9 protein-coding genes are annotated in these 11,947 nt (G+C 39.9%); 7 read left to right on the forward strand and 2 right to left on the reverse strand.

The features are described from left to right. Together parE and parC are read left to right on the forward strand one after the other, a co-directional pair. Positions 1 to 1,974: DNA topoisomerase IV subunit B (gene parE / locus AB3Y88_RS00005; RefSeq protein ID WP_367293328.1), on the forward strand; the 1,974-nt coding region annotated here is incomplete at its 5' end. Next, entirely contained in the window at positions 1,974 to 4,421 is a 2,448-nt protein-coding gene (gene parC / locus AB3Y88_RS00010) for a DNA topoisomerase IV subunit A (RefSeq protein WP_228887920.1), read from the forward strand. The genes parE and parC, both read left to right, overlap by 1 nt. Positions 4,422 to 4,686: 265 nt before the next feature. On the opposite strand, the gene AB3Y88_RS00015 is transcribed toward parC, so the two are convergent. Further along, a complete protein-coding gene (locus AB3Y88_RS00015) occupies positions 4,687 to 6,429 on the reverse strand; it encodes an NFACT family protein (protein WP_228887921.1) in 1,743 nt (580 codons plus the stop codon). Positions 6,430 to 6,630: 201 nt separating this feature from the next. On the opposite strand from AB3Y88_RS00015, the gene AB3Y88_RS00020 reads away from it, so the two are divergent. The 5 genes from AB3Y88_RS00020 (at position 6,631) to lepB (ending at position 10,183) form a co-directional block, all read left to right on the forward strand. Beyond that, positions 6,631 to 7,053 carry a MarR family winged helix-turn-helix transcriptional regulator gene (locus tag AB3Y88_RS00020; protein ID WP_054756038.1) on the forward strand — a complete coding sequence of 141 codons (423 nt, stop codon included), beginning with the start codon at positions 6,631 to 6,633 and terminating at the stop codon, positions 7,051 to 7,053. A gap of 89 nt (positions 7,054 to 7,142) precedes the next feature. Beyond that, a complete protein-coding gene (locus AB3Y88_RS00025) occupies positions 7,143 to 8,006 on the forward strand; it encodes a DegV family protein (RefSeq protein WP_228887922.1) in 864 nt (287 codons plus the stop codon). Between the two features lie 111 nt (positions 8,007 to 8,117). Beyond that, a complete protein-coding gene (locus AB3Y88_RS00030) occupies positions 8,118 to 8,960 on the forward strand; it encodes a hypothetical protein (RefSeq protein ID WP_056960839.1) in 843 nt (280 codons plus the stop codon). Positions 8,961 to 9,082: 122 nt separating this feature from the next. Beyond that, complete coding sequence (locus AB3Y88_RS00035; RefSeq protein ID WP_056960838.1) at positions 9,083 to 9,511, forward strand: hypothetical protein; 429 nt, start codon at positions 9,083 to 9,085, stop codon at positions 9,509 to 9,511. 78 nt (positions 9,512 to 9,589) lie between these two features. Then, entirely contained in the window at positions 9,590 to 10,183 is a 594-nt protein-coding gene (gene lepB, locus AB3Y88_RS00040) for a signal peptidase I (protein ID WP_228887923.1), read from the forward strand. A 565-nt stretch (positions 10,184 to 10,748) separates the two neighbouring features. Here lepB and AB3Y88_RS00045 read toward each other — a convergent pair. Beyond that, positions 10,749 to 11,900, reverse strand: a complete 1,152-nt coding sequence (locus tag AB3Y88_RS00045) for an IS30 family transposase (protein ID WP_367293329.1) — start codon at positions 11,898 to 11,900, stop codon at positions 10,749 to 10,751. Positions 11,901 to 11,947 lie beyond the last annotated feature (47 nt).

Genomic DNA, 11,947 nt, shown 5'->3' on the forward strand with positions numbered 1-11,947 from the left:
CAAGTTCTTAAAGGACTTGAGGCTGTCCGCAAACGACCGGGCATGTATATCGGCTCAACGGATGGTCGTGGACTGCATCATCTGGTCTATGAAATTGTCGATAATGCAGTTGATGAGGCATTATCAGGTTTTGGAGACGAGATTAATGTTACTATTCAGCGTGACAACAGTATTACAGTCACAGATCATGGTCGTGGCTTACCTGTGGGGATGCACGCATTAGGAATTCCCACTGTAGAAGTTATTTTCACCGTTTTACACGCTGGCGGGAAGTTTGGGCAAGGCGGCTATAAAACATCCGGTGGCCTGCATGGCGTGGGTGCAAGTGTTGTGAATGCTCTTTCTGTGCACATGCGTGTTAAGACCGTAAGAGATGGAAACGAGTACGAAGAAGATTTCGAAAACGGCGGACATCCGGTTGGAACGCTGCGCAAACTTGGAAAAACTAAAAAACCAACTGGAACGACAGTCACTTTTAAACCGGATCCGGAAATTTTTACAACAACTAATTATAATTATGATATCTTAGCAGAGCGTTTGCGCGAGTCAGCTTTTTTACTTAAAAATGTCAAAATTACTTTGACAGATGAACGGACTGAACGTGCAGATACCTTCCATTTTGTTGAAGGAATTAAGGAATTTGTTGCTTATTTGAATGAAGATAAAGACACTCTTGGAGACGTAATGTACTTTGACGGTACCAAGGAAGGAATCGAAGTCGAAGTAGCAGCCCAATACAACGATGGTTATTCTGAAAGTGTGCTTTCTTTTGTCAACAACGTGCGGACAAAAGACGGCGGTACACATGAAGCCGGCATGAGATCTGCATGGACCAAGGCATTCAATGACTATGCGCGGCAAGTCAATCTGTTAAAAGACAAGGACAAAAACTTAGAGGGTAGTGATGTCCGTGAGGGTTTGGCGGCGGTAATCTCTGTTAGAATTCCGGAAGAATTACTCCAGTTTGAAGGGCAAACAAAGGGGAAATTAGGAACTCCGGAAGCCCGTGCAATTGTTGATAGTGTTGTGAGCGAACAGCTCGGATACTATCTAATGGAAAATGGGGAATTTGCTCAAGAATTGGTGCGTAAGTCGCTTAAAGCGCGGGAAGCACGGGAAGCTGCCCGTAAAGCACGTGATGAAAGTCGCAGCGGCAAGCGCAAACATAAGAAGGATCGTTTGCTTTCAGGGAAATTAACACCTGCACAGTCAAAAAATGCTAAGCGCAATGAGCTCTTCTTAGTCGAAGGAGATTCAGCCGGTGGGTCTGCCAAGCAAGGGCGTGATCGCAAGTTTCAAGCGATTCTTCCGTTGCGTGGAAAAGTCTTGAATACTGAAAAGGCCAAGTTACCGGAAATTGTTAAAAATGAAGAGATCAACACGATGATTTATACAATTGGGGCTGGTGTCGGTGCTGATTTTAAGATTGCCGATGCCAATTATGACAAAATTATCATTATGACCGATGCAGATACAGACGGAGCGCACATTCAGACGTTATTGTTGACGTTCTTTTATAAATATATGCGTCCAATGATTAAAGCCGGGAAGATTTACATTGCATTACCGCCGTTGTATAAGTTGCAAAAAAAGGTCAAAAATAAGACGGTTATCAGATATGCTTGGACCGATGAAGAATTGCATTATGCAAGTAAAGAAATGAAAAAGGGCTATACTCTCCAACGCTTCAAAGGGTTAGGTGAAATGAATGCCGATCAGCTTTGGGAAACAACGATGAACCCTGAGACCCGCACCTTAGTGCGCGTAAAAATCGAAGACGATGCCTTAGCTGAAAAGCGCGTCACTACGTTAATGGGAGATAAAGTCGAACCGCGACGCAAGTGGATTGAAAGAAATGTCAAGTTTACGCTGGAAGAGGACGGCAGCTTGTTAGATAACGCAGTGGTTGAGGGAGCGCACGGTTTACAAACCGAAGAACAGCTCGCAACTAAACAAGAGGAGGTCGGCCGTTAATGGCACAAGAACAAGAAAGTAATATTCAAGAACTTTCACTTGAGGCAGTGATGGGTGAACGCTTCGGACGTTATTCAAAGTATATTATTCAAGAAAGAGCACTGCCGGATATCCGTGATGGGTTAAAACCTGTGCAAAGAAGAATCTTGTATGCCATGAATCAAGACGGCAATACTGCTGAAAAAGCTTTTCGCAAGTCAGCTAAGTCAGTTGGTAATGTAATGGGTAACTTTCATCCGCATGGTGACAGCTCAATTTATGAGGCAATGGTCAGAATGAGTCAGGCGTGGAAGTTGCGTGAACCTTTAATTGAAATGCATGGCAACAATGGTTCAATGGATGGGGATCCGCCCGCAGCAATGCGTTATACAGAAGCACGTTTAAGCAAGATTTCAGCTGAAATGCTGCGTGACATTGACAAAAAGACGGTTGATTTTGTCCCTAACTTCGATGACACGGAAATGGAGCCAACTGTTTTACCTGCTCGTTTCCCGAATCTGTTGGTTAATGGAGCGACCGGAATCTCTGCCGGATATGCAACTGAGATTCCACCGCATAATCTGCATGAGACAATTCAAGCAATCACTTATTTAATGGCACATCCGAATCCAAGTTTAGCGAAATTGATGGAATTTGTGAAAGGGCCTGATTTCCCCACTGGTGGGATCGTGCAAGGGATTGACGGTATAATTAAGGCCTATACGACAGGGCGCGGCCGCGTGGTTCTGCGTGCGAAAACTGCGACAGAACAATTGCGCGGTAGCAAAGAACAACTCGTAATCACTGAAATCCCATACGAAGTAAATAAAGCCCTATTAGTCAAACGAATTGATGAAATTCGTCTTTTGCGTAAAGTCGAAGGGATTGCTGAAGTCAGGGATGAGAGTGATCGTGAAGGCTTAAGGGTTGTGGTGGAGTTAAAACGAAATGCCAATACCCAGGGGATTTTAAACTATTTATTTAAAAATACCGATTTACAAATTTCTTATAACTTCAACATGGTCGCGATTAATAATAAACGGCCTGAACTTGTCGGTTTAAAAGAAATTCTGACAGCGTATCTCACGCACCAACGGACGGTTACCCGTAAGCGGACAGCTTTTGATCTCAAGAAAGCACAAGAACGCGAACATCTTGTGGCTGGCTTAATTAAAGCCCTTTCTATTTTAGATAAAGTGATTAAAACAATTCGTGCCAGTGACAATAAAAAGAATGCTAAAGATAATTTGGTTGCACAATATGCTTTCACAGAGGCGCAAGCTGAGGCGATTGTGTCATTGCAACTCTACCGGTTAACCAACACCGATGTGACGGATCTGCAGGCTGAATTTGAAGAATTGCATAAAAAGATCGCCGGCTACGAAACGATCTTAGGTGATCCTAAAGAACTCGATCGGGTTGTTAAAAAGGAGCTATTGGCTGTCGATCGTGCATACACTTCGGCACGTAAAACAGTTATTCAAAAAGAAGTGCAGCAGCTTAAAATTGAAACAGAAGTAATGGTCGCTCCAGAAGATGTAGTTGTACTTGTCAGTCGAGATGGTTACCTGAAACGGAGTTCATTACGTTCCTTTAAAGCTTCTGGACCAGAAGAAAACGGACTCAAAGAAGAAGATGCAGTCGTTTTCCAAAAAACAGTCAATACTTTAGACAATTTGCTGATTTTTACGGATCATGGCGATCTGATTTACCGTCCAATTCATGAGATTCCAGAGGATAAATGGAAGGATACAGGAAAGCATCTATCACAAACTGTGGGATTGACAGCAGACGAAAAAATTTTAGCAGCCTTTTGTTTTAAAGACTTTGCCCAAAAAGGCAATTTTGTACTTGCAACTCGTGAAGGATATATTAAACAAACTGCTTTGAGTGACTTGAAACCCGGGCGAACTTATCGCACACGTGCAAGTCAGTGCATGAAGCTGAAAACCAAAAGTGATCGGCTTTTGAGTGTAACCTTTGTTCCTGCAGGACAAGCAAGCGACAAGTTTGTCTTTGCAGCTACTAATGGAGGTTACGGTCTTCGGTATGCACTCGCTGAGGTTCCTGTCAATGGACCTAAGGCAGCTGGTGTGCGTGCAATTGCTTTGAAAGATGATTTTTTGACGGCGGTGCTTGTAATTACTGCAGCCACTCAACTGGGAATTGTGACTCAAAGAGGGGCCTTCAAGCGAATGAATGCTGCTGAAGTTTCTGTCACGACGCGGGCACGCAAAGGCGTTCAAATTCTGCGTGAACTTAAACGAACCCCACATCGGATTGTTCTAGTTGTTGCACTTAGTGGCGTACAGAAACTGGCAATTATAACTGACAAGGGACAAGCAGTTGTAGTTGACCCGCAGTCGCATCCCTTAGGCGATCGTTATTCCAATGGTTCTTTTATACTTGACCCAGCAATTGAAGGTCAGCCGTTAGCTGCTAAGTGGCTTTCAGAGACAGAAGAATAAGTAAGCTAATGCTTGTTGATTGCAAGCTAAATTAAAAGGGGCTGTGACAAAATTTAACTTTTGTCACAGCCCCTTTTTTATTCCGGATAAACGTGTTCCATAAGTCAAAACTCTCCGTCTAACTTCAAATTACTCATAGCAAATTACTCGCTATGTTCGTAATTTCGAGTTAGCACTCAAATTTTCCCGACTTATGTCACACTCTCTTTTTAATTAATTACGCAAGTTTATAGTCAATTTTTTGCATTAACTAATCCAGTCAAATTTAGTGCTTCGGATCATTCACTGCATCAGAACTGCTTTCTTTATTTTGCTGCAACTTTGTAATCGCCTCAACAGTTGGAGTTACGAAAAGAGTCTGCTGTCCCTCATAAATTACAAATCCAGGTTTAGCTCCGTTCGGTTTGTGAACTTTACGCACTGCAACATAATCAACAGGGACATTTGCTGCGGAACGTGATTTTGAATAATAAGCTGCAAGTGTTGCAGCCTCCAGTAAAGTTTGCGTGCTCGGACTGGAGCTGTGTACAATCACATGGGAGCCATGGATATTTTTAGCATGCAACCAAAAATCATTTTTGTGTGCAATTTTGAGTGTTAAACGGTCATTTTGCAGATTATTTTTGCCGACAGAGATTTTTGTATGATCGCTTGCATAGAACACTGCAGGGCTGCTAGGCTTGTTTTTACGCACCTTGCCGTTTTTGTTCCGTTTTTGCGCTTTGAGATAGCCTTGTTGCTGTAACTCCACCTTGATATCTTGCAAGTCTTGCGGCTCAGCTAATTCCAACTGGGTTTCAAGCTCTTCAAGATATGTGAGTTCCTTTTTTGTTAGGGCGATCTGAGTCGTGACATATGCAACCGCATTCTTTAATTTCTGATATTTTTTAAAATATTTTTGTGCATTTTGTGAGGGTGAGAGTTGTTTAGAAAGTGAAATGGTCATTTTCTGTTCATTATCATAAAAATTAGGTAATTCAATTCTGTCCATTCCCCGTGAGACACGATTGAGATAGGTGGTCAACAATTCGCCCTTGATCCTGAATTGATCAGCTTTTTGTGTGGCATCCAAAGTTTGCTGCAGTTTTTTCAATTTTTTACGATTTTTTTGGAGATTAAGTCGTACAACGTGAAAAAGTTGAGCACCTTGTTGCTGCACCCGATCTGTGGTTGCTTTATCCCGATAATACAAATCAAGCAATTTGCTGAGTGTATCATGTTGTTGCATCTTCGAAGTTGCATAGGGTAGAAAAGAGAAGAATTTCTTTTTGCCAGCTGGAACGATCACAGGGTGTGGTTTTTCGGTATAGGCTAAAGTCTTACCCCAAGCCTGTTGCGGGTTAGCTGCACCGGCGTGTAATTGATCCGCAAAATAAAGTGCGTGCTCGCGGGCAAAACCTTGATAAGTCTGCTGTAACTGTGCGGCTAGAATTTCGCGGTTGGGATATTGCTGGAGCAGTTGGAGATATTTTTCAGTGTGATCAGTGAACGGATTTAGTTTATCTTGTTTAGGTGCAGCAAGATATTGTGCTCCTGGTAATAAAGTGCGATATCGGTTTTGTCCGGGTCCAACATGCTTGATAGTATCGATAATTTTACCGGCAGTTTGATCAATTAGAATTACATTGCTATATCTGCCCATAATTTCGATACTTAATTGCAAAGGCAGCAGATCTCCCAGCTCATTACGGGTGGAGAAGCCTAAATAAACCACCCGATCGTTATCACGCTGCTTGATTTCTGTTAAGAGTGCACCTTCCAAGTATTTACGCAACGTCATCGTAAAATTGGTGGGAACTGGTGGGTTATTATAAGGAACGGTCGTGATCTGTAAGCGGGCATAGCTTGGATGTGCAGATAATAAAAGCGGATAGTTATGCCGCTGTGCACGGATTGTCAGGATTACCTCATTTGGGAAAGGCTGCGAGATTTTTGTGACACGCCCGCTAATTAATTGTGATTCAAGTTCATGCACCATTGCACGAGTAAAAAGGCCATCAAAAGGCATGAAGTCCAACTCTCTTTCATAACAAGATTTGCTGTCTACAATTGTACCTTTATTACTATAAATGCGCAAAGAACGTGCTGGATAAGAGCTTTGTCTTTTTAAACAAGACTTTTTTATTGCGAGTAAGACCATAATGGGCAATAATAAGATTGTTGTTTGCATAATACATATTAAGCGATCTATGGAGAAGGGGCTGTTATAGTGAAATCTTGTATGGAAAGTCTGCTGGAGCTTGAACGTCAATATCATGAACATCTCGTAAAATTGACCCGCAAGACTGGTCTAACCTTTGCGGAATGGCAATTGCTGGTCAACATTGAGCATCAAATTGACACTCAGGAAAAACTTTCTGCACTGATGAATCTGAATGTTTCAACGCTCAGCCGGCAATTAGGGCGCCTTTTGGCAAAAGAATTTGTGACTAAAGTTCCAGCTGACGGTAAACAGGGACGGCGCTATTTCATTTATGCAGCAACTGCGCAGGGTGAAAAAGCAATTGAACAGTTGGAAGAAGAATTCCATAAATTTGATGAAAATCTTTTTAGACATTGGGCACAAGAAGAACAGAACTTGTTGCAAATTTTACTGAATAGACTGAATAAAAGTATGGAACGTCTGGAATAAAGGCAGTACAACCGCTGTTCTAGCTGAATATTTAGAATTATGGTATGATACTCGATGTAAGAAAATGCAAAGAAGTGGGTGCACATTTAATGAAAATCGCTGTTGTTACAGACAGTACGGCATACTTGTCGCAAAAACAGATCGCTGAAAATGAGATCTACGTGATTCCAATTCCTGTAATTATTGATGGTCAGGTTTATCATGAAGGTCAAGATATTACGACTGAAGATTTCTATCAAAAGCTCAAAACGACTACTACATTTCCGAGCACCTCGCAACCGTCAATTGGAGAATTGATTAACTTTTACGAAAGTTTGGGAAAAAAGGGATACGATGCGGTTATCAGCGTTCACTTAGCAAGTACTATTTCAGGCTTTGTGCAGACTCTCAAGGGGATCGCACCTGAGATAAAGGGAATTGAAGTTCATCCTTTTGATTCGCAAATTACAGTGATGCTGATGGGAAATATGGTTATTGCTGCAGCCCGAATGGCTAAAGCTGGTGCCAGTGTCACAGAGATTTTGCAAAAGCTGGAAGAATTGCGCACCACAACAAACGAATGTTTTATTGTAGATGATTTGCAAAATCTTGTGCGGGGGGGAAGATTATCAAATGCAACGGCTTTGATCGGCAGTGTCCTTAAGATTAAACCATTATTGACATTTGAACGTCAGACCCACAAAATTGTCGCCTTTGATAAAGTACGCTCAATGAAACGTGCAATGAAGCGTGTTGAGCGCATTTTTGCAAACGCCCAGCAGCAGGTTGACTATCCGCTCAGGTTAATTGTGATTCATGGCAATGATGAGGCTGCAGCGCTTCTTTGGCAGCAAGAATTAGCTGAGAAATATCCGCAGTATCAGGTTGACTTGAGTTATTTTGGACCGGTTGTCGGCGTTCATTTAGGTGAAAAAGCATTGGCATTAGCTTGGATGAGAGATATCGATAAGTAATGTTTTAATTTAAGCAGCAATTATTTTAATATTTTTCACAAGGCTGGGGCGAAGATAGTTTGTTCCCAGCCTTCAATATCTAGGATTCAAACTTTCAGGGAGATGGAGAAAGTGAAAAAACCAGAGTTAGGATTAAAAGCAAGCAGCAGTGAGCGACAGCTTGCAGACAGACTGAAATATCGGCCAACGGTTTTCGAATTCTTTACCAGTGAAGCTGATTTCACAAAAGAAGGGCTTAAAAGATTAGCGTATGCACTTGAATTAGTTAAAAATGAGGCAACGAGTAGAATTGTCCTGCATCATCCAATGCGTTATAAGGGCGAATTTACCGAACTTGTAGCGCCTCAAAAAACTTTCCCGGAACTGTGCCGGTTTATCCGGCAGAGCACTGAAGATCTGCTGCAGCTTTCTTTTGATTATGATGTGCAAACTCTTTTGCACGGATCTTACGCGCGCCATACACAAAAGATGATTGCTTTGTATCCGTCGCTAGCACAAGCACGTGCGCATGTTTATGCTACTTTGGATAACTATGCTGAACTTGGAAAAGATCATATCATGTTCGAAAATTCCTTTTCACCCATTTTCTATTATGGCGAAGAAGAAGAAGATCGTTATATTGCAGCTCGCGGTTATCGCCTTGCCTTTGACGTCAGTCATTGCTTCATTCGGGCTCACGGTTCTAACCAGGCTTTAACTGCATCGTTGCAACGTTTAAAAAAGCAGGTCGTTCATTATCATTTGGTAGATTCTTTCGGGAAAAAACATGATAGTTTAGAGCTTGGCAAAGGGGCAATTGCTTGGGAAAAAGTGTTGCCGTGTTTAAACCCAGCTGCTAGCAGCATTTATGAGGTCCAGTTGCGTGACGAAAATGATGCGCGTGAACAGGTTGCTAGTTATCACTATCTGATGAAAATCTATGACAAATTGAACGAACCGAATTCAATAAATTAAGTTTGGTTTAAAAAATGTTCCAATTCTTTCTTCAGCTTTCATCCAGTATATAATTTAAAGTAACGAAACACTGGATTAATTTAACGAAAAAGCGCATTTAATGTGACTAAGGAGATGAAAATTTGAACAAATTCCTTAATATGGTTGTCGGCGGTCTCGGACTCTTATATGTTCTCAATGACACTTATTTTAGAATAATGATCAAGTTATATCGTCAACAAGGTTATTCAATTCAAACAGCCGAAAAAATTGCAAATATTGCAGATATCTTTAATTTGATCATTACTCTGACCATCTTTTTAGTTATCTTTGGAACACTTGCTGTTTTTAGCAATATGATTTACTTTATGCAGGGGGGATTTATATTTAAGATTTTTTTCAACTGTGTCACAATGTTAATGCCTTTTTTATATGTTAATAACCTTTGGTTTATCCTCTATGAGCTGTTCTTTTGCCTCCTTTTCTGGAACTATTTACGATTGTTAAAAAAGAGTGAACTTGATTTGCATAGAGAACACGTATTTTCGCGTCACCAAAGAGATAATACCTAAAAACGAATAGTAAACTAGGCAACTAAGTTGTAAAATGAGACTATACTACAGGTAGTTAGTCAAAAGGAGAAAAGTTAGGTGAAAACAGTTAAGGAAATTTTAAGCTGGATTCTTCCGATTGTAATTGGTATTTTAATTGCTTTACTCGTCCGCCAATTCTGGTTTGGCATGGTTAAAGTTGACGGAACTTCAATGGCTCCCAATTTGCAAAATAATGAGCGTGTCATGTTGCTGAAAGAGGCAAGCATCAAACATAATACGGTCATTGTTTTTAATGCTAAGGGAGTTGATACCAACAATCCAACAGTTAAGAATGATACAAAATACGTCAAACGAGTTATTGGATTACCAGGCGATAAGATTGAATATCGTAATAATGGCAACGTTTATGTGAACGGTAAATATCTCTCACAGGGTTATATTACTGCAGATCAGCGTAAAGCCGGGACACTTACACTTGCGTTAAAAGAAGCAGACGGGGTCAGGTTAGGGACAAACCAAACGTTCACGGTACCTAAGAATAAGTATTTTGTGCTTGGTGATAATCGACGAAATTCAAATGATAGTCGTTATTATGGGTTTGTACCTAAGAGCAAGATCGATGGGGTCGTTAAAGTTGTTTTCTGGAATTCAAAAGCTAAGTTGATTAATTCATATTCAGGTTCTAATTAATCAAAATAAATTAGGATCAACGCAAGTTAATTGTGTTGATCCTTTTTTCTTTTTCAAAAAAGATTTAAACGCATGATGACATATGAGGCACATTTTTATTTTAAAGCAATTAATAAACGAATTAAGTGTTTTAGACACAAATAAAGCCGTTAAAATGAAGAGACGTTAATTTTTTCTTTTAAGTCCACTTTCGATAATATATATTATGTAAACTAGGAAAAACAGGGAAAATGTCAAGAGCAAATTTTAATCTAAGCACCCTCTTATCTTTATACACGTCTTAAAAGACTGTTAAAACAACGTTTTAGCGTATAAAAAGAAGTAAAAATAAATTTGAAAAAGAAAATAAAAATCAAAAAAGGGTTGCAAAAATTTGTAAAAAAATAGTCGTTGAAAATTATAATCAGCAAAAACAACTGGCTTTACTGATTGAATTTTGACGACTTTTTTTGATTTTCATACTTAAGCTCATTAATTTAGCGATTTATTCAATGGATTTGACTGATTTACGTGTATAAAGCTTGCTATGATTTTGCTAATTAATATTGATGAAATTGGATTTAAATCAGTGTTTATTGGCATTTTTAGAATGTCTTAAGTCTTGTTTGTAGCCAAATGTTCGATCAATTTCGTGCAATTTTTTTCTTAATACATCTCTCGGTGTTTTATAGTTCAAAACAGCCTTTGGCCGTTTGTTAATTTTATGTAACGTTCGCCTAATATCATCATTATTAACATATTCAAAGTGTGTTTTTTTAGGAAAATATTCACGCAGCATACGATTAGCGTTTTCATTGGATCCACGCTCCTCGGGACTATACGGATGCGCGAAATAAGCTATTATTCCATATTCTTTTTGAACTTTATTAATTACAAAGTGATTTGTAAATTCAAAACCATTATCAAATGTGAATGATTGAACAATATGTTTTACACGTTCACCAAATAATCCCATAAATTGATCCAAGACCCTACAAACAGCTTTTCCAGTTTGTGATTCAGCTTTTAAAACAATATAATAACGAGTTTTTCGTTCGCAAAACGTCACAAAGACTTGCTTATAGCCCATTTTTGGTAAAACACAGTCAACTTCCCAATGACCAAAAACTTTGCGTTTATCAACGCCTACAGGACGTTCTTCGATTGAATGCTTAAGAGGACGAACAAGCTGTTTTTCTTTTTGTTTCACCCTTTTCTTCTCAGCTTTTAATTCAGCCGCCCTCTTTTCTTTAGCACTCATTTCAGCCACACGTTGCGGTCTCCCCCGGCGATATTTATGGCGGTAGCGTAAGCTGGCTTCAGAAACACCAGGAATCATACCGCGATAAATCCAGTTATAAATTGTATTGCGACTCAATTTCAATTCTTTGTGAGTTTCAGCAATCATTTGCGGTGACCATTTATCATCTAAAATTCGTTTAGCAATAATCCGCGCTTTTTTCTTTGAATATTTTTTCTTAGTGCCAATCCGATCTTTTCTTAAATCAGCATATTGTTGGGCTTCTTCGGCATCATAGTGATATGCACGCCATTTACGAGGCATCAACTTATAATCTGAATAACGTTGACTCCGACGGAGTTCATTATTAATCGTCATCACAGTTCGGTGTAATCTACGAGCTATTTCAGCTTGATTATGGATTTCTTCGATGTTCCATAAATAATCGATTTGACCGCGCTCAAATGGTGTTAAGTGATGAGCTTGTTTTTGCTGCATATTCCTCCTTCTTTCTATTTATTATTAAGTATTGTTAATTAAATTAT

The sequence above is a fragment of the Liquorilactobacillus satsumensis genome, assembly GCF_964065465.1.
In the GTDB taxonomy this organism is placed as follows: domain Bacteria; phylum Bacillota; class Bacilli; order Lactobacillales; family Lactobacillaceae; genus Liquorilactobacillus; species Liquorilactobacillus satsumensis.

Excerpts from the sequence above, each read along its gene's own strand:
- parC (WP_228887920.1), top strand. The coding sequence starts at position 1,974 with ATGGCACAAGAACAAGAAAGTAATATTCAAGAACTTTCACTTGAGGCA.
- AB3Y88_RS00015 (WP_228887921.1), bottom strand. The coding sequence starts at position 6,429 with ATGCCTTTTGATGGCCTTTTTACTCGTGCAATGGTGCATGAACTTGAA.
- AB3Y88_RS00025 (WP_228887922.1), top strand. The coding sequence starts at position 7,143 with ATGAAAATCGCTGTTGTTACAGACAGTACGGCATACTTGTCGCAAAAA.
- AB3Y88_RS00045 (WP_367293329.1), bottom strand. The coding sequence starts at position 11,900 with ATGCAGCAAAAACAAGCTCATCACTTAACACCATTTGAGCGCGGTCAA.